This window comes from Sphaerisporangium sp. TRM90804, from assembly GCF_029846175.1.
GTDB lineage: Bacteria > Actinomycetota > Actinomycetes > Streptosporangiales > Streptosporangiaceae > Sphaerisporangium.
The window spans coordinates 227,136-250,176 of the sequence record NZ_JARWAC010000007.1; the positions used below are offsets into that span (position 1 = coordinate 227,136).

Consider the following 23,041-nt stretch of genomic DNA (forward strand, 5'->3'; position numbering starts at 1 on the left):
CCCGACCCGATGCGCGAGCCCGCCGCGCGCACGGCGCTGCTCGAACGGGCGCTCTTCGAGGTCAAGCGGGTGATCGTGGGCCAGGACCTGCTGGTCGAGCGGCTGCTCGTGGCGGTGCTGGCCCGCGGGCACTGCCTGCTCGAAGGCGTCCCCGGCATCGCCAAGACACTCGCCGCCGAGACGCTCGCCGGCGTGGTGGGCGGCTCGTTCGCGCGCATCCAGTTCACCCCCGACCTCGTGCCGGCCGACATCGTCGGCACGCGCATCTACCGCCCGTCGACCGAGAGCTTCGAGGTCGAGCTCGGCCCCGTGATGGCCAACTTCGTGCTCGCCGACGAGATCAACCGCGCGCCCGCCAAGGTGCAGTCGGCGCTGCTGGAGGTCATGGCCGAGCGGCAGGTCAGCATCGGGGGCCACACCCACCGGACGCCGGCGCCTTTCCAGGTGCTGGCCACCCAGAACCCCATCGAGTCCGAGGGGGTCTACCACCTGCCCGAGGCGCAGCGCGACCGCTTCCTGATGAAGATCGACGTGGGGTATCCGAGCGAGTCGGAGGAGCTCGCGATCCTCTACCGGATGAGCGCGGACCCGCCCACGCCCAACCGGATCCTCGACCCGCAGCGCCTGCTCGCCCTGCAGCGGCAGGCTCAGGAGGTGTTCGTCCACCACGCCGTGGCCGAGTACGTCGTCCGCCTGGTGTACGCCACGCGGGAGCCCGACCGGTTCGGCGTCCCGGAGGTCGGCCGCCTGCTGGCGTTCGGCGCCAGCCCCCGGGCGACGCTCGGCCTGGTCGCCGCGGCGCGGGCGCTGGCCCTGGTGCGCGGGCGCGAGTACGTGCTGCCGTCGGACGTCCGCGACCTGACGCACGACGTGTTCGCCCACCGGCTCGTGCTCTCGCTGGACGCGCTGGCCGACGGCGTCACCGCGCGCCACGTCGTCGACCAGGTGGTCGCGGCCGTGCCCCAGCCGCAGGTGGCCCCGCAGCACGGCGAGGCGGCGTGACCGGGCACCTGGGCGCGGAGCCGGTGCTGCGCCGCCTGGAGCTGAGCATCGTGCGCCGGCTAGACGGACTGCTCCAGGGCGACCACCTGGGGCTGCTGCCCGGCCCCGGCAGCGAGCCGGCCGACGCGCGGGCGTACGCGCCCGGCGACGACGTGCGGCACATGGACTGGAACGTGACCGCCCGCATGTCGGAGCCGCACGTGCGCGACATGGTGGCCGACCGGGAGCTGGAGACGTGGGTGCTGCTCGACGCCAGCGCCAGCATGGACTTCGGCACCGGCCTGATGGAGAAGCGCGACCTGGCCCTGGCCGCCGTCGCCGCCGTGGGGTTCCTGACCGACCGCACCGGCAACCGCGTCGGCGCCCACATCCTGCACGGGGGCGGCGTGCGCCGCGTCCCGGCCAGGAGCGGCCGGCCGCGGCTGCTGTCGCTGCTGAACGCGGTGTCCCGCCTGCCCCGAGTGCCGCCGGGCGGCCCGTCCCGGCCGCTGGGGACGGCCATCGAGGAGCTGCGGCGCTCGCTGCGCCGCCGATGCCTCGCGGTGGTCGTGTCCGACCTCCTGGACGACCCCGCCACCTGGGAGGGCCCGCTGCGCCTGCTCGGCGTCCGGCACCAGGTGCTGGTCGTCGAGGTGGTCGACCCCCGGGAGCTGACCCTGCCCGACGTCGGCGTGCTGACGCTCACCGACCCCGAGACGGGAAGGCGCCGCGAGGTGAGCACGGCGTCGGCCCGCCTGCGGGAGCGCTACGCGCAGGCGGCGGCTCGGCAGCGGGGGGCCATCGGCGAGGCCGTCCGGCGCTCCGGCGCCGCGCACATGCGGCTGCGCACCGACCGCGACTGGATCAGGGACGTGGTCACGCACGTCATGACCCAGCGCCGGCTGGCCGGAGCCGCCCCCGCCATGTCCGCCGCCCGGCGCGCGCCGGGCGGGCCCGGCACGGGGGGTGACGCCGCGTGACGCTCGCATCGCCCGTGTGGCTGTGGCTGCTCGTCCCGGTGCTCGCCATCCTGGCCCTGTACGTCGTCATGCACCGTCGGCGCAGCCGGTACGCCGTCCGGTTCACCAACCTCGACCTGCTGGAGAAGGTCGCCCCCAAAGGGCCCGGCCGGCGCAGGCACGTGCCCGCCGCGGCGTTCGGCGCCATGCTCGTCCTGCTCGTCGTGGGCTTCGCCCGGCCGAGCGCCGACGTCCAGGTGCCGCGCGAACGGGCGACGATCATGGTTGCGTTCGACGTGTCGGCGTCCATGGAGGCCACCGACGTGTCACCCGACCGGTTCACCGCGGCGCGGAACGCGGCCAGGGAGTTCGTACAGGGGCTGCCGCCTCGGTTCAACCTCGGACTGGTGGCGTTCTCGGCGGCGGCGGCGGTGAGCGTGCCGCCCACCACCGACCGCCCGGCCGTGCTGGCGGCGATCGACCGGCTCACCACCAGCTCGGGCACCGCCATCGGCGAGGCGGTCTCCACCTCGCTCGACGCGATCAGGTCGCTGGACGCCGACGCCGACGCCGACCCGCCGCCCGCGCACGTCGTGCTGCTGTCGGACGGCTCCAACACCACCGGCCGGCCGGTGGAGCAGGCGGCCAGGCAGGCGACCGAGAGCGGCGTGCCGGTCACCACGATCGCCTACGGCACGGCCGACGGCGTCATCGACATCGGCGGCCGCGAGGTGCCGGTGCCGGTCGACGGCCCCTCGCTGAAGGGCCTCGCCGACGGCACCGGCGGCGGGTTCTACGAGGCGGCCTCCGGCGACCAGCTCCAGGCGGTCTACGACGACATCGGCACGTCGGTGGGCTACCGCACCGAGCGGCGCGAGGTGTGGCCGTGGTTCGTCGGCGCGGGGCTGCTGGCCGCGATGCTGGCGGCGGCCACCTCGATGCTGTGGTTCTCCAGGCTCCCGTAGGAGGCAGGCATGAACGACCAGATGGGACTCGGCACGCCGCGCGGTCCCCACTTCCTGCGGGCGGTCATGGAGCACCCCGGGCGGACGGCACCGCCGGCGCCCCACGGCGCCCCCGCGCCGCCCGCGCGCCCACCGGGCGCCGCACGCGTCCTGCTGGCCGCCGCGATCGTCGCGGCGGTCACCGGCGGGGCGGCGGGGTTCGCCGGAGCCGGGCTGAACGCGGCCCCGGACCCGGCTCCGGCGGCCCTTCCCCGGTCGAGCTCCGGCCCCGTCGCGGCGCCGGGCGCGCTCAGCGCGGTCGCCGCGCGGGTGCTGCCGAGCGTCGTCTCGGTGGAGGCGCGCGGCGGGACCGGCTCCGGCTTCGTCATCGACGCCGACGGCCACGTCCTGACCAACGCCCACGTCGTCGGGACGGGCTCGGAGGTGACCGTCGTCCTGGACGACGGCCGCCGCGAGCCGGCCCGGGTCATCGGCTCCGACACCGGCAACGACCTGGCGGTGCTCCAGGTGGACGGCGTCTCCGGGCTCACCCCGGCCGTCCTCGGCCGCTCGCGGGACGTCGCGGTGGGCGACCAGGTGCTGGCCGTCGGGTCGCCGCTCGGCCTTTCTGGCACGGTGACCTCCGGCATCGTCAGCGCCGTCGACCGCGAGGTGCCGCTCGGCCGGGGCCGGCTGACGGCGGTGCAGACCGACGCCTCCATCAACCCCGGCAACTCCGGCGGGCCGCTGGTCAACGCGCGGGGCGAGGTGATCGGCGTGAACACGGCGATCCTCTCGCGCCGGGGCGGCGGCTCCATCGGGATCGGGTTCGCCATCCCCGTCGACCGGGCCGCGAACGTCGCGGAACGGATAATCCGAAACTAGGTTCATCACCATGAGGTTGCTCGTAGTCGAGGACGAGGAGGACCTGGTCGACGCGCTCAGGGTCGGCCTCGTCCGTGCCGGTTACGCCGTGGACGTCGCCTACGACGTCGCACAGGCGCAGGAGAAGCTCCAGGTCAACTCCTACGACCTGGTGCTGCTCGACCTGAACCTGCCCGACGGGGACGGCTTCGAGCTGTGCCGCGCCGTGCGCCGCGCCGAGTACGGCCAGGCGGTGCGGATCCTCATGGTGACGGCCAGGGACCGCCTGGACGACCGGGTCAGGGGCCTGGACGAGGGAGCGGACGACTACCTGGTCAAGCCGTTCGCCTTCCCCGAGCTGCTGGCCCGGGTGCGCGCCCTGCTACGCAGGGACACCGGCGGCACCTCGGTGCTGGAGGTGGGCGAGCTGCGGCTGGACACCGCCCGGTTCGAGGCGCACCGCACCGGACGGCAGCTGCACCTCACGCCCAAGGAGTTCGGCGTGCTGCACTACCTGATGACCCGCCCCGGGCACGTCGTCTCCACCGAGGAGCTGCTCGAACACGTCTGGGACGAGCACACCGACCCGTTCACCAACACCGTGCGCGTCACCGTCGGCAACCTGCGCCGCAAGCTCGGCGTGGAGGGGCTGATCGACACGGTGATCGGCAAGGGCTACCGGCTCAGGGAGAAGACGTGAACCGGGTGCCCGCCTTCGCGCAGACCATCCGGTTCCGGCTCGCGGTGCTCTACTCGGGCCTGCTGTTCGTGCTGGCCGCCCTGGTGATCGGCGGCATCTACTACGCGGTCTCCAAGAGCACCGAGCAGCGGCCCTACGCCACGAAGTTCGCCAAGGCCTACCAGGGCGACACCTACCTGGGCAAGCGTGAGGTCGTGCTGGTGGCGGAGGTGGAGAACGCGGTCAACGTCCAGACGATGGAGATCCTGCGCAACTACTCCTTCGCCACGCTGGGCGCGCTCTTCGTCGCGAGCCTGGGCATCGGGTGGGTGCTGTCGGGCCGGGTGCTGCGGCCGGTGCGCGCGATCACCCGCACCGCCGCGGAGATCCAGGCGACCGACCTGACCCGCCGCATCCAGCTCACCGGCCCGAGGGACGAGCTGCGCGACCTCGCCGACACCGTGGACACCATGCTCGACCGCCTGGAGCGGGCGTTCCGCGCGCAGCGGCAGCTCATCGACGACGCCTCCCACGAGCTGCGCAGCCCGCTGGCCATCATCCGGGCGAACGTGGACGCCGTGCTCACCTCGCCCGAGAGCACCGACGAGGAACGCGCGCGGGCCGCGGTGATCGTCGACCGGGCGACCACCCGCATGACCCGCCTCGTGGAGGACCTGCTCGCCACGGCCCGCCGCGCGGCCCCGGCCCTGGTCGACGCAGACGTCGACGTGGGGGAGGTGGCGCACGAGGCCTGCGAGGAGTTCGCCACCCTGGCCGCCGGGCGCGGGCTCACGCTGCGCCGCGTCCTGCCCGGCGGGCTCGCCGTGATCGGCGACCACGACGCGCTGCGGCGGGCCGTCGGGAACCTGCTGTCCAACGCCGTGCGGCTGGCGCCGGCGGGCTCGGAGGTGACCGTGGCCGCCGGCCGGACCGGGGGCTGGGTGTGGACGGCGGTGCGGGACGCGGGCCCCGGCCTGCCCGAGGAGGACCAGGGCCGGGTCTTCGACCGCTTCTGGCGCGGCGAGACCAGCCGCCGCGACCGGCACACCGGCCTGGGCCTGGCGATCGTCCGGCAGATCGTGGAGTCGCACGGCGGCCACGCGCGGCTGTTCTCCCGCGTCGGCGAGGGCAGCACGTTCGTGCTCTGGCTGCCCGCCCCCGACGGCCTCCCCGGCGAGCTGCCCGACGGCGACCCGCTCGCCCTGGCCGGCCATCCGCGGCGCCCGGCCTAGGTGCGCCGACGCCGTCGCCGTCAGCCGTCCCCGGACGGTCGCGCGCCGCGCCGCGACCCGCGCACCGCGAACACGCCGAGGGCCAGGGCGACGAGCGCGACGGCGATCCACGCGGCGCCGAAGCCCTCGACCCAGCCGGCCACCGCCCCCTGGACGGCGGTCACAGCGTCCACGACCGGGTCGCCGAGCACCGTGCCCGAGAAGAGGCGCAGTTCGTACCAGCCGTAGTAGGCGACGTACAGCCCGGCCAGGAGCATGAGGCCGCCGCTCGCCCTGGACACGTGCGGCAGGACGCGCCGGGCCCGCGCGGCCGCCGCCTCCCCGGCCAGCGCGACGACCAGCGACAGCGCCGCGACGACCAGGCCCATCCCCAGCGCGTAGGCGACCAGCGTCGCCAGGCCGCCGAGCACGCCGCCGCTCACCAGGGACGCCGAGGTGACCGCGAGGAACGGCCCGACGGTGCACGACAGGGAGGCCACCGCGTACGACACGCCGTACCCGTACAGCGAGGCGGCCGAGCCGGTCGGGCGGCCCCGGCCGAGCCCCGGGACGCGGAGCAGCAGCTCCCGCCCGCTCAGCAGCCACAGCCCGAGCGCGGTGAGCGCCACCCCGATGACGATCGTCACCCACGGCAGGTACCGCCCGGCGGAGACGGCGAGCGGGGTCACGATCAGCCCGAACAGGCCGAACACCGTGACGAACCCGCAGGTCATCGCCGCCGAGAGCAGCAGCGCCCGCCCCACGGGGCCGCGCCGCCCGGGCCGGTCGCCGGCGACGAGCATGGCGACGTACGCCGGGAGCATCGCGAAGCCGCAGGGGTTGAACGCCGCGACCGTGCCGGCGGTGAGCGCCAGGGCCAGCGGCAGGTCGGCGCTCACCTCACGCCGCGCGCAGCTCGCGGACGTGCGCGTCCAGCTCGTCGGCGCCGAGCGGGCCCGAGGCCTTCTCGGTGGAGCCGTCCGGCCGCATGAACACGAACGTCGACTGGCTGGTGACGCCGAGCCTGCTCCACACCGCGCCCTTCTCGTCCGAGAGCTGCACGATCGTGCCGGTGCCGGTGCGCCGCACGAACTCCTTCATCGCCTCCTCGGTGTCCAGGCCGGCGACCCCGACGAACGCGACGTCGCCGTACTTGGCCGCGGCCCGCTTGACGGCGGGCGCCTCCGAGAGGCACTTGGGGCACCACGGCGCCCAGAACCAGAAGACGACCGGTCTGCCCGCGAGGCTCGCGCCCCGGAAGGGGTCGCCGCCCAGCGTCGTGGCGGTGAACTTCAACGCCGGGGGGACGGTGGCCGCGGGGCCGGGCGTCCGGCTCGGGTCTGCGGCGGGGGTCGCGGACCGCCCGGTGCCGCGACCCCCATCCGGCTCAGGCAGAGGCTCGACGGTCGCCGACAACGGGGTGTCGCCGGGCGGTTCCCCTACCGCCTCGCCGCGCCCCGCGCCCCCGCATGCCGTCACCATCAGGCCCGCCACCAGGGCGGCGACCGCCGTTCGAACTCTGAGCATGCGGCCAGCCTAGGCGCGGAGGGCCGGTGAAGATCTTACGAGGCGGTGACACCCGGGCTCCGGACCCGGGCGCGCACATTGGTGGGCCCCGGCGCGAGACCTTCGGCTCGCGCGGGGTAGGGCTCGCGCATGAGGTATCACGTGTTTGCCTGTGACTACGACGAGACGCTCGCCACCCGGGGACAGGTCGAGGATGACACGCTGAAGGCGCTGGAGCGAGTGTCCCGCTCGGGCAGGAAGCTGGTGCTGGTCACCGGCCGCGAGCTCGACGACCTGCTGGAGATCTTCCCGCACGCCGACCTGTTCGACCTGATCGTCGCCGAGAACGGCGGCCTGCTCTACGACACCGGCCACCGCACCAGGGACCCGCTCGCCGACCCGCCGTCCAAGGCCTTCGTGGAGCGGCTGCGCGGCGAGGGCGTCACCCCGCTGGGCGCCGGCCAGGTGATCGTGGCCACCCGCGAACCCTACGACGTGCAGGTCAGGGAGGCGATCCGCGAGCTGGGGCTGGAGCTTCAGGTCATCCACAACAAGGGCGCGGTGATGGTGCTGCCGCCCGGGGTCAACAAGGCGACCGGCCTGGCCGCCGCGCTCGACCGGCTCGACGTCTCGGCCCACAACGTGGTGGCGGTCGGCGACGCCGAGAACGACCACGCCTTCCTGGACGCCGCCGAGTGCGGCGCGGCGGTCGCCAACGCGCTGCCGTCCCTGAAGGAGACCTGCGACCTGCGGCTGACCAAGGACAGCGGCGCCGGCGTGGCGGAGCTGGCCGACATGCTGCTCACCGACGACCTGGACACCGTCGACCTCCCCCGCCACCACGTGCTGCTCGGCCGCCGCGACGGCGAGGACGTGCTCGTGCCGCCGTACGGCATGGGCGTGGTGGTGGCGGGCCCGTCGGGCAGCGGCAAGTCGACCGCGACGACCGCGCTGCTCGAACGGCTGACCGAGGCCGCCTACCAGTGCGTGGTGATCGACCCCGAGGGCGACTACGCCGAGTACCCCGGCGCGAACGTGCTGGGCGACCCCGACCGCGCCCCGAGCGTCGACGAGGTGCTGCGGTTGCTGGAGCCGCCCACACAGCACGTGGTCGTCAACATGATCGGCGTGCCGCTGCGCGACCGGCCCCCGTTCTTCGCCGAGCTGCTGCCGCGCCTGTCGAGCATGCGGGCCAGGCTCGGGCATCCGCACTGGGTGGTGGTCGACGAGGCCCACCACCTGATGCCCGCCGAGCTGGCGGAGATCCCGCTGAAGGACCCCAAGGACGTCGGCTCGATCATGATGATCACCGTTCATCCGGAGGCCATGAGCCCGGCGGCGCTGAAGCTGGTCAACACCGTGGTCGCGGTCGGCGACGACCGTCCCGCCACGCTGGCCGCCTTCGCCGAGGCGACGGGCGCCGGCGCCCCGTCCGTGAGCGACGCCACCGACGGCGACCTCGCGCTGTGGCGGGTCGGCGACAAGGAGGCCGAGGAGCTGACGCTCGTGCCGGCCCGCGCCCAGCGCACCAGGCACCGGCGCAAGTACGCGGCCGGGACGATGTCCAAGGAGAAGAGCTTCTACTTCACCGGCGCGGAGGGCCGCCTGAACCTGCGGGCGCGCAACCTGCACACGTTCGTCGAGCTCGCCGAGGGCGTGGACGACGACACCTGGCTGCACCACCTGTCCCAGGGCGACTACTCCTCGTGGATCCGCGAGTCCCTGGGCGACGACGACCTCGCCGACGAGGTCGCCGGCGTCGAGACGACCGACGACCCCGCGCCGGACGAGACCCGGCGGCGGATCGCCGGCCTCGTCGAGGAGCGGTACACCCTGCCCGCCGAGCCCACCACCTACGATCCCGACCACGACGACCGCGACTAGCGGGGAGGTGCCCGTTGCCGACCGGCTCCCGCCCGGCCGCCGTGCTGTTCGACCGGGACGGCACGCTGGTCGTCGACGTGCCCTACAACGCCGACCCCGCCCTGGTGCGGCCGGTTCCCGGGGCACGCGAGGCCCTCGGCCTGCTGCGCGGGGCGGGCGTGCCGATCGGCGTGGTCACCAACCAGTCCGGGGTCGCCAAGGGCCTGATCACGGCCGGCGCGCTGCGTGCGGTCAACGCGCGCGTCGAGGAGCTGCTCGGGCCGTTCGGCGTGTGGGCGGTGTGCCCGCACGACGAGGACGACGGATGCGCCTGCCGCAAGCCCCGGCCGGGGCTCGTCCTGCGCGCCGCCGCCGTCCTGGGCGTGGACCCCCGCGCCTGCGCGGTCGTCGGCGACATCGCCCGTGACACCGGGGCCGCGGCGGCCGCCGGCGCCAGGGGCATCCTGGTGCCGACGCCGCAGACCCTGCCTTCCGAGGTCGCCGCGGCGCCCGAGGTCGCGCCCGACCTCATCTCGGCGGTGGAGCTGCTTCTCGCCTGAGGCGCTCGCGCCGGAGGCCGGGCGCGCCACGCGCCCGGGCTCCGGTGTCTACAGGCCGACGTCGCGCCGCAGCAGGTCCTCGGTCAGCTCGCGGCGGACGACCAGCCTGGCGGCGCCCTGGCTGACGGCGACGACGGGCGGCCGGCCGGTCTGGTTGTAGGTGGACGCCATGGAGTGGTTGTACGCCCCGGTGGCGGCCACGGCCAGCAGGTCGCCGGGGTGGACGTCCTCCGGAAGCGGGACGTCCCGGGCGATCAGGTCGCCCGCCTCGCAGTGGTGGCCGGCCACGGTGCAGGCGCGCACGGCCCCGCCGGCGGCCCTGCCGACCAGGCGGACCTCGTGGCGCGCGCCGTACAACGCCGGGCGGGGGTTGTCGCTCATCCCGCCGTCCACCGACACGTACGTGCGGTTCAGGCCCCGCTTCACGGCGATGACCCGGTACAGCGTCACCCCGGCCGGCCCGCTCAGCGCGCGTCCCGGCTCGACGGTGAGCCGGGGCACGGGCAGGTCGAGCTCGGCGCACCGCGACTCCACCGCACCGGTGACGGCGGCGGCGAAGCGCCTCAGGTCGAGCGCCCGCCCGCCGGTCTCGTACACGATGCCGTGGCCGCCGCCGATGTTCAGCTGGGGCGGCGTCACGCCGTACACGTCCCTGACCAGCGCGAGCTGATCGATCATCCGCACGACGGCCGTCGTGAACGGCTCGGTGCCGATGATCTGCGAGCCGAGGTGGCAGTGCAGCCCGGCCAGTTCGAGGCACGGCTGCCCGAGCACCCGGCCGACGGCGTCGCCCGCGGCCCCGGTGGCGATCGACAGGCCGAACTTCTGGTCCTCGCCCCCGGTGCGCACCGCCGCGTGCCCGCCCGCCTCGACGTCGGGGATCACCCTGACCAGCACCCGCCGGCGCTGGCCCGGCGGGGTGAGCGCGGCGAGGCGGCTGATCTCGGCGACGTCGTCCACGACGATGCGCCCGACGCCGTACTCCAGCGCGGCCGCGAGCTCCTGCGGCGTCTTGGCGTTGCCGTGCATGATCACCCTCTCGGCCGGGAAGCCGGCCGCCGCCGCGACGGCCAGCTCGCCGGAGGAGCAGACGTCGAGGCTGAGCCCCTCGCTGCGCACCCAGCTCGCCATCGCGCGGCACAGGAACGCCTTGCCCGCGTACGCGACCTCCGCGCCGGGCAGCGCCGCGCGGTAGGCGCGGCACCGCATGCGGACGTCGGTCTCGTCCACGACGTAGGCGGGCGTGCCGAACCGGGCGGCGATCGCGGTGAGCGAGACGCCGCCCATCGTGGCGTCGCCGCCGGGGTGGAAGCGGGTGGTGGCGGACCACGGCGGCGTCCCGTCCGGAGCGCCGGCGAAGGCCGGCGCGGCGCTCGGCCGCTCGTGATCGGTGTACAGGGGTCTGGCGACGCTTCGCATCATGTCAGGCGACCTCGCGCTCTGCGGCGGGGGCGGTGAAGGCTCCGGCGGGGTCCAGGACGATGCCCCGCACGCCCAGCTCGCCGATCATGCCGCGCAGGGCCGGCTCGCTGAGGTACGTCCAGGGCTGCTCTGGCCCCAGCACCCTCGTCAACCGTGCGGGCGAGGTGAACGCGATCGCCGTCCGGGCGCCGCTCACCGTCCTGAACAGGCGCAACGACTGGGTCATCGCACCGGTGCGCACGGGAACGACTAACGGGGGCTGTGCCCGATCTTCCATCTCCGCCTCCTGACGAAACGGGTTCCAGGTGACGAACCCGACGAACACCAGGAACGTTAGGCGCCGCTCGCGCCGCCGCACGTGATCGCGACGGGATCCTGACGGGGAGGCCGCGAAGCTTGACGCGACGTTGACGCCGGTGGACGGGGTCCCCTCAAGCACGGCCACCGGACGGCGGAGGCGCCGCGCGACCCGGCGGCCGGACCTAGCATCGGGTCATGCAGCCCGAAGAGCTCGCCGAGGAGTACCTCACCGCTCTGGGCGAGGGCGACCTCCACCGCGTCATGGCCCTCTTCGCCCCCGGCGCCGTGGTCCACTCACGCCTGTACGGGCCGACGCCGGCCGCCGACTTCTACCCGTCGATGCTCGCGGAGACCGGCGCGTCGCACCTCACCCTGCGCGGCGTCACCACGGGGAGGTCCGTCGCCGGGACGGCGCTGGTCAACGTGTGGTTCCACTACGACTGGCGCCTGCCGAGCGGGCGCCCGGCCCCCTTCGACGTCATCGACGTCATGGAACTGGACGACGAGGGCCTCATCGTCACCCTGCACCTGGTCTACGACACCGTGAACGTGCGGCCCGTCTACGAGCAGGAGACCGGAAAGACCTCCTGGCGGCCGGGCGAGCCGTGACCGGCGCCCACGGCGGCCCGCGCCGGCGTACCCGGCGCGGGCCGTGCCGAGACGCCGCGGGTTACTCCGGCTCCACCCGCATGGCGGCCTCCTCGGCGGTGTAGCCGCCGCCGTCCGGGCCCACCTCGTCGGCGATCGCGGCGGCCTCGGTGTCGGCGTGGGCGCCCTCGTCGGGCGCGACCAGCCGGCCCGCGGAACGCGGGTCCTCCCAGACCGTCCCGGACGGCTCCTCCGGCTGGGCGCCGGTGTCGAGGTCGAGCTCGCCTTCGTCCCCGGCGGGCGTGGCGTCCACCCCGAAGACCGGCTGCTCCTCGGGGACCTCGCGGTCCAGGCGGCCGTCCAGAGGCTCGCCCTGGAAGTGCTCCTCGGCGGTCGTGCCGAAGTCGTCGACCGCCACCGGGCGGTCACCGGGCAACGGCGCCTCCTGCGGGTCGACCGCCCACTGCTGCTGCGGGGTGCCGTCCTGCAGGTCGGGAATGCCCTCATCCTCGAACCGCGAACGCGGATCATGCTCTGTCACAGCCACTCCCTTCGGCTCGTACGGGAACTCCGCGGGCCCGGCCGCGCCGGGGGTACCGGCGTGCGCGCACGCGGGCTCCGGGCGGTGGACACACGGCGTCCCGCGCTGGGACCAGCTCCGCTACCCGCGCGCCGGGGCGGAAACACCCTGATGGGTGTTCACTTCTTGTCTATCGTGCGGGTGTCGCGCGGTTCCACGTAGGGCTCCTCGTCGGCCGGCAGGCCCGCCTGGATGGCCCGCCCGCGCGCCAGCTCGGCGTCGAACTCCACGCCCAGCAGCACCGCGATGTTGGAGATCCACAGCCAGATCAGCAGGACCGCCACGCCCGCCAGGGCCGCGTACGTCTTGCTGTAGGCGCCGAAGTTGGCGACGTAGAAGGCGAAGCCGGCCGAGGCGATGATCCAGATGATCACGGCCAGCACGCTGCCGGGGGTCACCCAGCGGAAGCCCGGGTGCTCGACGTTGGGCCCGATCCAGTAGAGCAGTGCGAGCACCAGCATCAACGCGACGGCCAGGACGGGCCACTTGGCGATGTTCCAGATCGTGATGGTGGTGTCGCCGAGGCCGAGGATCTCCCCCGCCCTGTCGGCCAGGACGCCGGTGAACACGACGGCCACCGCGCCGGCCGCCATGAAGATCACCAGAACCGTGGTGATGCCCAGCCGCAGCGGCACCGTCTTCCAGATGGGCCTGCCTTCGGGGACCTCGTACATCACGTTGGCGGCCCTGATGAACGCGCCCACGTACCCCGAGGCCGACCACAGCGCCACGCCCAGGCCGATGAACGTGGCGATCCCGGCGGCGCGCGGGCTGCTCTGCAGCCCCTGCAGCACCGAGTCGAGGATCTGCTGGGCGGGGCCGGGGGCCAGCGCGCCGAGGTTGTCCATCAGCGGGTCGGTGGCGTTCCTGCCGAACAGGCCCAGCACCGACACCGCCGCGAGCAGCGCGGGGAAGATCGACAGCATCGCGTAGTAGGTGAGGCCGGCGGCCCAGTCCATGACGTTGTCGGCCTGGAACTCCTTGACGGTGCGCTTGAGCACGCCCCACCAGGTGCGGCCGGTGAGCTGGCCGGGCTTCTCGGGCGCCGCCCCCGGCTCCCGCGTCGCCGTTCCCGCCTCACCCGGCTGCTCGGCCATCTTCCCACCCTCTTGCCACGGCGCCCGTTCCGACGCCCGCCCGCTACCCCCCGGCGGCGCTCCTATCCGCGTACGCCGTGAACGGTGACGTCGCGGTCACCGGATGGCCGGCCGGGTGCCGGACCGCGCCCTGGTCGAGGTGCCGTCCGCCGAACTGAAAGTTTCAGTGGATCGCCGGGCCGGGCGAGCCTGCGGGGCGCGGACCACGTCGCGGCGTCTTGCGACGTCCGCGAGGGTCGGCGGCGGAGCCTCGGCGCGGCCTCGGCGCCGACCGGCTGCGACCAGCGCTGACACACCCTGTACACGCGTGGGAAACACACCCAGTATGGGAGCGCTCCCAAGCCGTCCACCCCGACGGCCTCTCCGCGCCGCCCCTCCGACAGTCGCGTCGCGGCCCATTCCGGCGGGCGGCGTCCACGCCTTCCCCACTCCTGGGCGGGCCGACGGCCGCCGGATCGCTTAACCGGTTAATACAGGAAGGCAGATCATGACAAGAAGACTCTGGACGGTGAGAGCGGCGGTCCTGTCCCTGCTCGCCGTCCTCGGCGGGATGCTCGTCGCCGCGCAGCCCGCGAGCGCCGCCGTCGGCCTGCGGGTCAGCGGAACCAATATCGTCGAGGCGAGCGGCGGCACCTTCGTCATCCGCGGCGTCAGCCACCCGCACGCCTGGTACCCCTCCCAGCTCGCGACCTCGATGGCGGGCATCAAACTGCAGGGTGCCAACGCGGTGCGCGTGGTCCTGAGCGGCGGACGCTGGCCCGCCAACTCCGCGAGCGACGTGGCCGGCGTCATCGCGCAGTGCAAGGCGAACCGGCTGATCTGCATCCTGGAGAACCACGACACCACCGGCTACGGCGAGCAGAGCGGGGCCGTCACGCTGGACGCGGCCGTCGACTACTGGGTGAGCATCCAGAGCGCGCTGACCGGCCAGGAGAACCACGTCATCATCAACATCGGCAACGAGCCGATCGGCAACAACAGCGTCACGCCAGGCTGGGCCCAGGCGACCAGCGCCGCGATCACCCGGATGCGCTCGGCCGGCTTCCAGCACCTGCTCATGGTGGACGCCCCCAACTGGGGGCAGGACTGGTCGTTCACCATGCGCGACAACGCCGCGAGCGTGGCCGCCGCCGACCCGCAGCGCAACACCGTCTTCTCCATCCACATGTACGGCGTCTTCGACACGGCCGCGGAGATCAACAGCTACCTCGACGCCTTCCGTACGGCCGGCCTGCCTCTGGTGATCGGCGAGTTCGGCCACAACCACTCCGACGGCAACCCCGACGAGGACACGATCATGGCGCAGGCGCAGGCGCGCGGGCTCGGCTACATCGGCTGGTCGTGGAGCGGCAACAGCAGCGACGTCGCCTACCTCGACATGGTGAACAACTTCAACTCCGGCAGCCTGACCTCGTGGGGCACCCGGATCTTCACCGGCGCCAACGGCATCCGGCCGACCGCGCGCGAGGCCGCCATCTACGGCGGCGGGAACAACCAGGACACCACGTCGCCCACCACCCCGGGCACCCCGTCGGCCTCCGCGATCACCTCCTCCGGCGCGACCCTCACCTGGACCGCCTCCACCGACGCCGGCGGGTCCGGCCTGGCCGGGTACCTCGTCTATCGCGAGCAGGGGACGACCGACACCCTGCTGGGCCAGTCGGCCACGAACTCGATCACGCTGACCGGGCTGAGCGCCGCCACGCGGTACCAGGTCTACGTCCGCGCGCGTGACGGGGCGGGCAACCTGTCCGGCAACTCCGGCATCGCCACCTTCACCACCACGACCGGCGGCGGTGGCGGCTGCTCGGTCTCGACCACCGGCATCAGCCAGTGGGGCACCGGCTACGTCCAGCCGGTGACCGTCACCAACACCGGGACCTCGGCCACCACCGGGTGGACCGTCACCTTCACGCTGCCCTCCGGCCACCAGGTCACCGGCTACTGGGGAGCCACGCTGACCACCAGCGGGCAGACCGTGACGGCGCGCAACGCCGGCTACAACGGCACCCTCGCGCCCGGCGCCGGCACGACCTTCGGCTTCCAGGCAAGCCGGCCGAACGGCGACACGCAGCTCCCCTCCGGCTACACCTGCACCGCCTCCTGAACACGGCCGCACGGCCCGCTCCGCCTCATGCGGTGCTCTCGTTCAGCTCGCCCGACAGTCCTCCGGGAGTCGGGCGCGCCGGAGGCCCCCTCCCGCTCGATGCGGGAGGGGGCCTCGTGTTTCCCGGGTCCCGGGCGCCTGCCGGGTCCGGCGGAATTCCCTGATGGCTAAAAAGATTGAAAGTCATATATATGGCGCCTTTGTAGGATTTCGGGAACTCAGGTGCCCGCACCCGTGGCCGTCGGGCGACAACCCGCGCCTCGCGGAGGCGGGACGAGGGCACGGCCGACGCCGTTGCCGCGATTCCGCCGACGCGCGCGATCTTCCATACGGCGCCCGGATATCCGTATCGAAGTGACGGCGAGGGTATTTCGCAGCCGGCACGGTGAGGCGGTGAAACGGTCAGCGACGCCGCCGCCGGCCGGCGCCGCCCACCATGCGGAACGTGACGGCGGTTACGAGCCCGAACACCAGGTGGGGCGCGAGGTCCGACAGCCATCCGGACACGCCCCACGCACGCGGGTCGGTCAGCCGCAGGGCCGTCATCGGCAGGAGGCCGGCCAGCGACGCCGCCGCCCCGAGGCCGGCGGCGGCGACCGGCACCGGCGCCTGCCGCGCGGCGGCTCCGCAGGCGGCGCCGTACGCCGCGCCGACCGCGATGCCCGTCGCGATGCCGAGCAGCCCGCCGAGCCCCTGGGCCCGGGCCTCGGCCTTCTCCCCCTCGCCGAGGTCGGCGCCCGCCAGCGCGGCGATCCTGGCGGCGGTCTGGTCGGGCAGCGTGCTCGACGGCCGACCGCGTGTCGCCTGGTCCAGGTAGGTGACCGCGTAGAGCGCGGTCGTTCCCGCCGTGCCGGCCAGGGCGCCGGCGCCGAGCCCGCGCAGTGCGCGTGTGGTCGCCATGAGCCCGCTACGCCGCCTCAGCGGCCCGCCCGGCCGGGCGGCGCGCCCGGTGCCCGGCGGCGGGTGCCTGCGCCATGACCGCCTCCATGAGTCGAGATGCCTGCCCCATCCCCGGCGGCTCTGGCCCGGTAACGCGGTTTGATCGGTACTTTGCCGCTCTTGGTGCTTTCCGAATGATCCATTCCGGAGCCGTGTGACGTGCCGCCGGCCGCGCACCCCCGGCGTCCCGGACGTCACCCCTAAGACGTGCGCGCTTCGCCGCCCCGATGTGCCCGCGACCGCCCGCGATGACATAGCGTCCTGTCCATGTGCAGGAGCATCAAAACCCTTCGCGAGCCCTACACCAGCGACGTCACCGATGACGACGTGCGGGCCGCGGCGCTGCAGTACGTGCGCAAGATCTCCGGCTTCCGCGCGCCGTCCGCGCGCAACGCCGAGGCGTTCGACCGGGCCGTGGAAATCGTCGCCGCGGCGACGCAGAGCCTGCTGGACGAGCTCGAGCTCAAGCACGTGCAGCGCCGGCGCCCCGACGTCGAGCCGCGCGAAGCAACCGCTAATCAGATGAATTAGCGGTTCTACAACTGTTTATCGCTGTCGGCGATGACCGCACGCGGAAATCGGGAGATCTACGCGGAACAGGTCCCCGGAAGGCCATCCCCGAGTAAGGTTCGATTCAGGAGGCCTTCAGAGACCTCCCAGGTGGAATGGCGCTCGGGCAGGCTCGGTGCGCCTTCAGGGCGGCGGGGGGCCGTCCAGTTCATTCCTGCTGTGAGGTCATCGAGGTGCTTGCTGGCGTAGGCGCAGAATTGTCAGACTTATCCTTTCTCAGGATCGGCGGCCATCCCCGCGGGGTGCACGTTCCGCCCGCGTGCACACGCCTGCTCGCTTACCCGTCCACCCGAACCAGGGCCGAACGCCTCGCCATCCCCGGCGTGAACGGCCGGCCTGCCGCGATTCGACGGCCGGCACGCTTTTCGCCGAACCCCGAAAGCGTTACAGTGACCGCGGAGCGCTGGGAACTTTGGTCGGCAGATATCCACATTCTGCCCGATCCGCTGGGGCGTCCTTTGACGGGCGGCCCCCACTTCGAGCCGAGCCTCACAGGTGCGGAGGGTCCATGACCCAGGTGAACCGCAGAACACAGCGGCTTATGGCGGCGCTGCCCATCGTCTCGCTCGGCGTGGTGGCGGCGGTGGACATCATCACCGGCCCCGACCTCGGCTATCTCTCGCTGCTGGCGGTCGGCCCGGCCTTCGGCAGCCTGGCCGGCGGCGTACGGCGCACGGTCGCGATCGGCGTCCTCGCGCTCGTCCTGTCCCTGCTGCTCGCCATGTACAACGGGCTGCTCGGCGAGCGTCAGAGCAACATGAGCTTCATCTCGATCACCGGGGTCACCGCGGCCAGCATCCTGGCCAGCGTCGGGCGGCAGCGGCGCGAGCGCGAGCTGGCCACCGTCCGCTCGGTGGCCGAGGTGGCGCAGCGGGTGCTGCTCCGGCCGGTCCCCCGCCGCGCGGGCCACTTACGGGCGGCCGTCTCCTACACCTCGGCCAACGCCGAGGCGCGCATCGGCGGCGACCTCTACGAGGTCGTCACCGGGCCCGGCGGGGTGCGGGCGATCGTGGGCGACGTCCAGGGCAAGGGGCTCGAGGCGGTCGAGACCGCCGCGCTGGTGCTGGGCGCGTTCCGCGAGGCCGCGCACGACGAGCCCGACCTGCGCGGGGTCAGCGGGCGGCTGGAGAAGGCGCTCAACCGGCGGCTGTCGGGCGAGGAGTTCGTGACCGCCATCCTGGTCGACGCCGCCCCCGGCGGCACGCTGACCCTGCTGAACTACGGCCATCCGGCGCCGCTGATCCTGCACGCCGACGGCGGGCTCACCCTCGCCGAGCCCGCCGACAGCGCGCCGCCCCTGGGCCTGGCCGTCCTTGGGGTGGAGGGCCCGGCCCCGCACCACGTCGAGTTCGGCCCCGGCGACCAGGTGCTGCTGTACACCGACGGGGTGATCGAGGCCCGCGACCGCGCCGGGCGCTTCTACCCGCTGACCGAGCGGGCCTTCCTGCTCAAGGACGACGACCCCGAGGCCGCCCTCGAAGCCCTGCGCCTCGACCTCGTCGCCCACGTGGACGCTCCCCTGCACGACGACGCCGCCATGCTCCTCCTCCGCTTCCGCGACGGGTGAGCACGACGGCGACGCGGCACGGCCGCGGGCCGGAGGGCGCCGGCTTCACGGGCGGCGCTCAGGCCTCGCCGTCCGGGCCGCCGGCGTAGTCGGGGTTCCTGCGCGCCTCGGGCGGCGGTACCCGCGACGAGGAGCGCAGGATCCCCTGCTGCACGGCCCTGGCCAGGTCGGCCGAGGTGACCATGCCGACCACCCGCCCGGTCTCCCGGACGACGGCGAGCAGGCCGCCGGGCAGCGCGCGGAGGGTGAGGATCCTGCTCGCGTCGTCGTCGGGCGACAGGATGTGGTCGGCGGGCAGCGGTCGCGCGACCGTCCCGACGCGCCTGTCGCGACGGTCCGCGGCGGGGATCGCGGCCAGGCCCTCCAGGGTGACGACGGCGGTCGGCTCACCGGAGAACTCCACGACGGGGAACACCATCTGGCGGGAGTTCAGCCCCATCCCCGCGACGAAGTCGTCGACGTCCTGCCAGGCGGGGGCGATGTCGGGCGAAGCGGTCATCACCTCGCGCACCCGCAAGCCGGTCAGCCCGTCCCAGGCCGCGCGCACCATGCCCTCGTTGCGCGCGGCGCTGCTCAGGAACCACCCGATCAGCATCGTCCACAGACCGGCGGTCCAGCCGAAGACGACGACCTGCGCGCCGCCGATCAGCAGCAGGGCCAGGCCGAGACCCTGCCCCGCCCTCGCGGCGACCCGGTCGGCCGCCGCACGGTCACCGCTTCTTCGCCACATCACGGCGTGCAGCACCCTGCCGCCGTCCAGCGGGGCGCCGGGCAGCATGTTGAAGCCGGCGAGCACGGCGTTCATCAGCGCGAGCCACTGGACCGCGGACGCCGTCAGGGCCGGCCGCGGGAGCAGCAGCAGCGGCGGGTAGAGGAGGACCGCCAGCAGCAGGCTCGTCAGCGGCCCGGCCACCGCGATGCGCAGCTCGTCCCCGGGGCGCTTGGCCTCGCCGCTGAACTCGGTGACCCCGCCGAGCAGCCACAGGGTGATCCCGGTGACCGGCACGCCGCGCCGGCGGGCGGTGATGGCGTGCGCCAGCTCGTGGGCCAGCAGCGAGGCGAGGAACAGCAGCGACGTGACGACGCCGGCCACCCAGTACCACTCCCGGCTCGTCTCGGGGACGTCCTGGGGGAACACCACGCCCGCCAGCGCGCCGGCGATCAGCGCGACGATCATCAGCGTCGACCAGTGGGCCCCCACTGCGATGCCGCCCACCCGGCCGAGACGCACGCTCTGCTTCATCTCCCGAGGCTCCCGCTCCCTTCTCCCCACCGGTCGTCGAGGCCGGGCCCGCCGGGCGCCTCGTCACGGCCCGCCTCGCCCGGCTGCGGCCGGGAGGCCCACTCGCGCGCGCGCACGACCGCGACCGGGCAGTGGGCGTGGTGCAGCAGCCCGTGGCTGACCGAGCCGAGCATGGCCGAGCCGATGGCGCCCCTGCCACGCGAGCCCACGACCACGAGGTCGGCGTCGGCGGACGCCTCGCTCAGCGCCTCGACGGGATCGCCGCTCACGATCAGGTCGCGGACCTCCACCCGGGGATACCGGGTGCGCCAGGGGACGAGCTGCTCCTCGGCGGCGTGCCTGCCCCAGTCGATGGCCGCGTCCATGTCGGCGGTGTAGCTGGAGAACGTCGGCAGGAAGGCCGAGACCTGCCACGCGTAGATGGTGCGCAGGCGGCTCCCGCGCCGCCCCGCGTCCGCGAAGGCGTACTCCAGCGCGGCCTCGGAGTCGGCCATGCCGTCGTGACCCACCACGATCTCCCCGCGCGGGGCCGTGCCCACGTGGCCGGCCACGACGACCGGGCAGTCGGTGTGCCCGGCGACTCCCATGGAGACCGAGCCCAGCACCAGCCCCATGAAGCCGCCGAGGCCGCGCGTCCCGACCACCAGCTCGACGGCGCTGCGCGCCTCCTCCAGCAGCACCGCCCGCACCTGGCCGGTCAGTGCCGCCGTCTCCACCGGCAGCCCCCCCGGGACTCGCTCGCGGGCGGCGCGGGCCGCCTCCGAGAGCACGGCGCGTGCCCCCTCGCCGGGCGAGGGGGGCGACAGGCCGGGCGGTGTGATGAGCGCCTGCTCGCCCGTCCACGGCTCGGTGACGTGCACGATCCTCAGGGGCAGGCCGCGCCGGGCCGCGTCGTCCGCGGCCCACCGCACCGCGTCCGTCGCGGGGGCCGACCCGTCGACGGCCACCACGACGTGTCCGTTCATGCCCGTCCTTCCTCTCCGGGGCCCGGCGGGCCGCGTCGCCCGCGTCGCCGAGCCGCCGGACACCCGGGCGGTCGCGTCACGGCCGCCTCGGACCGCGCCATCGGTCGCGGATCGACGTCCACTCCTGCTCCCACTCGGCGTAGCGGCGGCGGTTCAGCATCCACCGGACGGCCGCCAGATTGAGGAACAGCACGGCGGCGGTGCCGGCGAAGACGCCGAATGCGGCCACCGTGGAGTCGGCGACCGTCTGCGCGTGCGTGCGCGGAGCGGACGCGGCGCGGCCGGTGGAGTCGACCCACATCTTCAAGGAGGATCCCGCACGCGCGTCCGCCGGCACCGACACCACGCCGATCCGCTCACGCCCGTCCGGGGTGTGCCACCTGGCCTTCGCCTGGACGCCGAGGATCGTGCCCTGCGCCGCGGCCGTGCCGCCGCCGGCGGCGTCCTCCAGCAGGACCGCCGTCACCGAGTGCCGCGCGCCGGGGTCCGACCTCTCCATGGCGGCCCCGTGCCGGTAGACGGCCTGGCCCGCCAGCACGGCCGGCCAGACGCTCACCAGCACGGCGAGCAGGGTCGCCAGCAGGGCGACGGCCTCGATGCGGTCCGAGCGCCGGCGCAAGGGATTGCGGTCGAACCGGTACCGGCGAACGCACCTCGTCGTCCACCTGACGAAGGCTCGCATAGCGCACCTCCCCATCGGGGATTCTCCATCCAGACTCCGGTACACCGGAGCCATAGGACAGGGTCTTGCGGCGCCTCGGAATGGGACCTTCGACCCTGCCTGACCTGCACTTTCACGCGTAGGGACGCCTACAACCAACGTACGGCCACCCGAGGCGGCGCGCATCCTCCCCCGGCTACCCGAGCCGCTTGCGTCACCGGCCGGGCGCGACTCGGCAAGCGCCGGTTAAAGCGGCGCGCGACCATCTCGAACGCGTGCAAAGACGGTTCGAGCGGGACCTCAGCCGGGAACGTGACAACGCCCTAAGCGCGATGGCGGCATGTTATGGATGTGGCCCATGGGAGGATTACCAACCTTCGGGGAAACTGTGAAGTTTCCGGACATGCCGCTGTCGAACCTGCTAAGAAGATGCGCGGCAAGGTTATTACAGAGAGGGCCAGTATGGACCGCGACGGCATGCCGAGATCCCACGACGAGGATCCTCTGAAGCAGACCGGTCCCTTGGGGATTGAGTGGCACAACGAGCCCGAGCGCCCGGGCGGCGACGTGCTGTCCGACGGATGGACACCGGGGCAGGAGACCGCGCACACCCACAGCGACGACTCCCTGGAGTTCGAGCGTCCGGACTACGACCGGCCCGAGGACCACGACCGCCCCGAGGACTACGAGCACGAGGGCCGCCCGGGCGATCCGGACGACGACTACGAGGGCACCGTCACCCACGCCCGGCTCGACGAGGAGCCGTGGGACCCCGACGGCGAGCACGACCCCGAGACCGAGTCCGAGGCCCGCCGCGGCTTCCTGGGCTCGGGCTGGACGGGCGAGCAGGACGCCGAGGAGGAGAACAAGAGCCAGAACCGGCGGCTCATCCTCGCCATGGTCGCCATCGTCGTGCTGGCGGTCGCCGGAGGATGGATCGTCTCCTCCTCGGTCGGCTCCCAGCCCGAGGCCGCGTGCGCCACGCCCGGCGCCTGCGCCCCGACGAGCGGGCCCGAGCCCACCCTCTCCGACATCCCCACGGATGAGGAGCCCGCCACCGACCCGGCGCTCGACCCCACCCCCACGCCCGGGGCGACGACCGCCTCCCCCGCCGAGACGGCCGCCGCGGTGCCGGACGGATCGCGGTCGCGTGCGCCGGAGGACGAGCCCTCGGCCTCGGCCCAGCCGACGCGCACCCGGGAGCGCTCGCCGGAGCAGGACCCGCCGGCCGAGAACCGCCCGCGGCAGCAGGACCCGGAGTTCCAGGACGACCCCAGCTCGCCCCCGGCCCCGACGCCCACGACGGCCCCGCCGACGACGCAGCCTCCGCAGCCGACGCCGACCCAGACCCAGGAAGACAACGGCGGCCTGCTCGACTGGCTCTTCTGAGCCGCACCCGGCCCACCCGGCCCGCCCGCCCGATCGAGGGCGCGGC

The 23,041-nt window shown here is 73.9% G+C and carries 23 protein-coding genes; 13 read left to right on the forward strand and 10 right to left on the reverse strand.

Going from position 1 to position 23,041, the window contains the following annotated elements; all coding sequences use genetic code 11:
• The first annotated feature begins 9 nt into the window (after positions 1-9).
• The 6 genes from PYR91_RS08425 to PYR91_RS08450 are packed head-to-tail and all read left to right on the forward strand — an operon-like array spanning position 10 to position 5,659.
• Positions 10-1,002 carry a MoxR family ATPase gene (locus tag PYR91_RS08425; RefSeq protein WP_279779231.1) on the forward strand — a complete coding sequence of 331 codons (993 nt, stop codon included), beginning with the start codon at positions 10-12 and terminating at the stop codon, positions 1,000-1,002.
• Positions 999-1,961: a DUF58 domain-containing protein gene (locus tag PYR91_RS08430; protein ID WP_279778718.1), complete on the forward strand. Its 963-nt coding sequence runs from the start codon at positions 999-1,001 to the stop codon at positions 1,959-1,961. The genes PYR91_RS08425 and PYR91_RS08430 overlap by 4 nt, the downstream gene beginning before the upstream one ends.
• Entirely contained in the window at positions 1,958-2,905 is a 948-nt protein-coding gene (locus PYR91_RS08435; protein ID WP_279778719.1) for a VWA domain-containing protein, read from the forward strand. Before PYR91_RS08430 ends, PYR91_RS08435 begins: the two co-directional genes overlap by 4 nt.
• Positions 2,906-2,914: 9 nt before the next feature.
• Positions 2,915-3,769, forward strand: a complete 855-nt coding sequence (locus PYR91_RS08440) for a trypsin-like peptidase domain-containing protein (RefSeq protein ID WP_279778720.1) — start codon at positions 2,915-2,917, stop codon at positions 3,767-3,769.
• Positions 3,770-3,779: 10 nt separating this feature from the next.
• Positions 3,780-4,448: a response regulator transcription factor gene (locus PYR91_RS08445; RefSeq protein ID WP_279778721.1), complete on the forward strand. Its 669-nt coding sequence runs from the start codon at positions 3,780-3,782 to the stop codon at positions 4,446-4,448.
• The gene (locus tag PYR91_RS08450) at positions 4,445-5,659 is read left to right on the forward strand and encodes a HAMP domain-containing sensor histidine kinase (RefSeq protein WP_279778722.1); all 1,215 of its coding nucleotides are present in this window, start codon (positions 4,445-4,447) and stop codon (positions 5,657-5,659) included. The genes PYR91_RS08445 and PYR91_RS08450 overlap by 4 nt, the downstream gene beginning before the upstream one ends.
• 20 nt (positions 5,660-5,679) lie before the next feature.
• Here PYR91_RS08450 and PYR91_RS08455 read toward each other — a convergent pair whose 3' ends face one another.
• Together PYR91_RS08455 and PYR91_RS08460 are read right to left on the reverse strand one after the other, a co-directional pair.
• Complete coding sequence (locus PYR91_RS08455) at positions 5,680-6,537, reverse strand: cytochrome c biogenesis CcdA family protein (protein WP_279778723.1); 858 nt, start codon at positions 6,535-6,537, stop codon at positions 5,680-5,682.
• 1 nt (position 6,538) lies between these two features.
• Positions 6,539-7,165, reverse strand: a complete 627-nt coding sequence (locus PYR91_RS08460; RefSeq protein ID WP_279778724.1) for a redoxin domain-containing protein — start codon at positions 7,163-7,165, stop codon at positions 6,539-6,541.
• Between the two features lie 129 nt (positions 7,166-7,294).
• On the opposite strand from PYR91_RS08460, the gene PYR91_RS08465 reads away from it, so the two are divergent.
• Both PYR91_RS08465 and PYR91_RS08470 read left to right on the forward strand, forming a co-directional pair.
• Complete coding sequence (locus PYR91_RS08465) at positions 7,295-9,028, forward strand: HAD-IIB family hydrolase (RefSeq protein WP_279778725.1); 1,734 nt, start codon at positions 7,295-7,297, stop codon at positions 9,026-9,028.
• 14 nt (positions 9,029-9,042) lie between these two features.
• Positions 9,043-9,567: an HAD-IIIA family hydrolase gene (locus tag PYR91_RS08470; RefSeq protein ID WP_347942957.1), complete on the forward strand. Its 525-nt coding sequence runs from the start codon at positions 9,043-9,045 to the stop codon at positions 9,565-9,567.
• A 48-nt stretch (positions 9,568-9,615) separates the two neighbouring features.
• Here PYR91_RS08470 and lysA read toward each other — a convergent pair whose 3' ends face one another.
• Together lysA and PYR91_RS08480 are read right to left on the reverse strand one after the other, a co-directional pair.
• The gene (lysA, locus tag PYR91_RS08475) at positions 9,616-10,989 is read right to left on the reverse strand and encodes a diaminopimelate decarboxylase (protein WP_279778727.1); all 1,374 of its coding nucleotides are present in this window, start codon (positions 10,987-10,989) and stop codon (positions 9,616-9,618) included.
• 1 nt (position 10,990) lies between these two features.
• Positions 10,991-11,266: an SAV_915 family protein gene (locus PYR91_RS08480; protein ID WP_279778729.1), complete on the reverse strand. Its 276-nt coding sequence runs from the start codon at positions 11,264-11,266 to the stop codon at positions 10,991-10,993.
• Positions 11,267-11,484: 218 nt separating this feature from the next.
• Between PYR91_RS08480 and PYR91_RS08485 the strand changes: the two genes are divergently transcribed.
• On the forward strand, positions 11,485-11,898 hold the full coding sequence (locus tag PYR91_RS08485; RefSeq protein ID WP_279778731.1) for a nuclear transport factor 2 family protein: 414 nt from the start codon (positions 11,485-11,487) through the stop codon (positions 11,896-11,898).
• A gap of 61 nt (positions 11,899-11,959) precedes the next feature.
• Here PYR91_RS08485 and PYR91_RS08490 read toward each other — a convergent pair whose 3' ends face one another.
• A complete protein-coding gene (locus tag PYR91_RS08490; protein WP_279778732.1) occupies positions 11,960-12,418 on the reverse strand; it encodes a DUF5709 domain-containing protein in 459 nt (152 codons plus the stop codon).
• Positions 12,419-12,576: 158 nt separating this feature from the next.
• Positions 12,577-13,554: a YihY/virulence factor BrkB family protein gene (locus tag PYR91_RS08495; RefSeq protein WP_279778733.1), complete on the reverse strand. Its 978-nt coding sequence runs from the start codon at positions 13,552-13,554 to the stop codon at positions 12,577-12,579.
• Positions 13,555-14,041: 487 nt separating this feature from the next.
• Here PYR91_RS08495 and PYR91_RS08500 point away from each other — a divergent pair, with 487 nt between their 5' ends.
• Entirely contained in the window at positions 14,042-15,661 is a 1,620-nt protein-coding gene (locus PYR91_RS08500; protein ID WP_279778734.1) for a cellulase family glycosylhydrolase, read from the forward strand.
• A 402-nt stretch (positions 15,662-16,063) separates the two neighbouring features.
• Here PYR91_RS08500 and PYR91_RS08505 read toward each other — a convergent pair whose 3' ends face one another.
• Entirely contained in the window at positions 16,064-16,561 is a 498-nt protein-coding gene (locus PYR91_RS08505) for a hypothetical protein (RefSeq protein WP_279778735.1), read from the reverse strand.
• Between the two features lie 306 nt (positions 16,562-16,867).
• Between PYR91_RS08505 and PYR91_RS08510 the strand changes: the two genes are divergently transcribed.
• Entirely contained in the window at positions 16,868-17,131 is a 264-nt protein-coding gene (locus PYR91_RS08510) for a DUF2277 domain-containing protein (RefSeq protein ID WP_279778736.1), read from the forward strand.
• Positions 17,132-17,678: 547 nt separating this feature from the next.
• Positions 17,679-18,737 (forward strand): PP2C family protein-serine/threonine phosphatase, encoded by a 1,059-nt coding sequence (locus PYR91_RS08515; RefSeq protein WP_279778737.1) that lies wholly within the window; start codon positions 17,679-17,681, stop codon positions 18,735-18,737.
• A 58-nt stretch (positions 18,738-18,795) separates the two neighbouring features.
• Here PYR91_RS08515 and PYR91_RS08520 read toward each other — a convergent pair whose 3' ends face one another.
• From PYR91_RS08520 to PYR91_RS08530, 3 genes are all read right to left on the reverse strand, one after another.
• A complete protein-coding gene (locus PYR91_RS08520) occupies positions 18,796-19,980 on the reverse strand; it encodes a site-2 protease family protein (RefSeq protein ID WP_279778738.1) in 1,185 nt (394 codons plus the stop codon).
• Entirely contained in the window at positions 19,977-20,945 is a 969-nt protein-coding gene (locus PYR91_RS08525; RefSeq protein WP_279778739.1) for a universal stress protein, read from the reverse strand. Before PYR91_RS08525 ends, PYR91_RS08520 begins: the two co-directional genes overlap by 4 nt.
• A 76-nt stretch (positions 20,946-21,021) precedes the next feature.
• Positions 21,022-21,627: a hypothetical protein gene (locus PYR91_RS08530; protein ID WP_279778740.1), complete on the reverse strand. Its 606-nt coding sequence runs from the start codon at positions 21,625-21,627 to the stop codon at positions 21,022-21,024.
• A 501-nt stretch (positions 21,628-22,128) separates the two neighbouring features.
• On the opposite strand from PYR91_RS08530, the gene PYR91_RS08535 reads away from it, so the two are divergent.
• Complete coding sequence (locus PYR91_RS08535) at positions 22,129-22,995, forward strand: hypothetical protein (protein WP_279778741.1); 867 nt, start codon at positions 22,129-22,131, stop codon at positions 22,993-22,995.
• The last annotated feature ends 46 nt before the right edge of the window (positions 22,996-23,041 follow it).

Coding starts and splice junctions, on each gene's coding strand:
- PYR91_RS08425 (WP_279779231.1), top strand. CDS start 10: ATGCGCGAGCCCGCCGCGCGCACGGCGCTGCTCGAACGGGCGCTCTTC.
- PYR91_RS08440 (WP_279778720.1), top strand. CDS start 2,915: ATGAACGACCAGATGGGACTCGGCACGCCGCGCGGTCCCCACTTCCTG.
- PYR91_RS08445 (WP_279778721.1), top strand. CDS start 3,780: ATGAGGTTGCTCGTAGTCGAGGACGAGGAGGACCTGGTCGACGCGCTC.
- PYR91_RS08460 (WP_279778724.1), bottom strand. CDS start 7,165: ATGCTCAGAGTTCGAACGGCGGTCGCCGCCCTGGTGGCGGGCCTGATG.
- PYR91_RS08465 (WP_279778725.1), top strand. CDS start 7,295: ATGAGGTATCACGTGTTTGCCTGTGACTACGACGAGACGCTCGCCACC.
- lysA (WP_279778727.1), bottom strand. CDS start 10,989: ATGATGCGAAGCGTCGCCAGACCCCTGTACACCGATCACGAGCGGCCG.
- PYR91_RS08480 (WP_279778729.1), bottom strand. CDS start 11,266: ATGGAAGATCGGGCACAGCCCCCGTTAGTCGTTCCCGTGCGCACCGGT.
- PYR91_RS08485 (WP_279778731.1), top strand. CDS start 11,485: ATGCAGCCCGAAGAGCTCGCCGAGGAGTACCTCACCGCTCTGGGCGAG.
- PYR91_RS08495 (WP_279778733.1), bottom strand. CDS start 13,554: ATGGCCGAGCAGCCGGGTGAGGCGGGAACGGCGACGCGGGAGCCGGGG.
- PYR91_RS08500 (WP_279778734.1), top strand. CDS start 14,042: ATGACAAGAAGACTCTGGACGGTGAGAGCGGCGGTCCTGTCCCTGCTC.
- PYR91_RS08505 (WP_279778735.1), bottom strand. CDS start 16,561: ATGGCGACCACACGCGCACTGCGCGGGCTCGGCGCCGGCGCCCTGGCC.
- PYR91_RS08510 (WP_279778736.1), top strand. CDS start 16,868: ATGTGCAGGAGCATCAAAACCCTTCGCGAGCCCTACACCAGCGACGTC.
- PYR91_RS08515 (WP_279778737.1), top strand. CDS start 17,679: ATGACCCAGGTGAACCGCAGAACACAGCGGCTTATGGCGGCGCTGCCC.
- PYR91_RS08520 (WP_279778738.1), bottom strand. CDS start 19,980: ATGAAGCAGAGCGTGCGTCTCGGCCGGGTGGGCGGCATCGCAGTGGGG.
- PYR91_RS08525 (WP_279778739.1), bottom strand. CDS start 20,945: ATGAACGGACACGTCGTGGTGGCCGTCGACGGGTCGGCCCCCGCGACG.
- PYR91_RS08530 (WP_279778740.1), bottom strand. CDS start 21,627: ATGCGAGCCTTCGTCAGGTGGACGACGAGGTGCGTTCGCCGGTACCGG.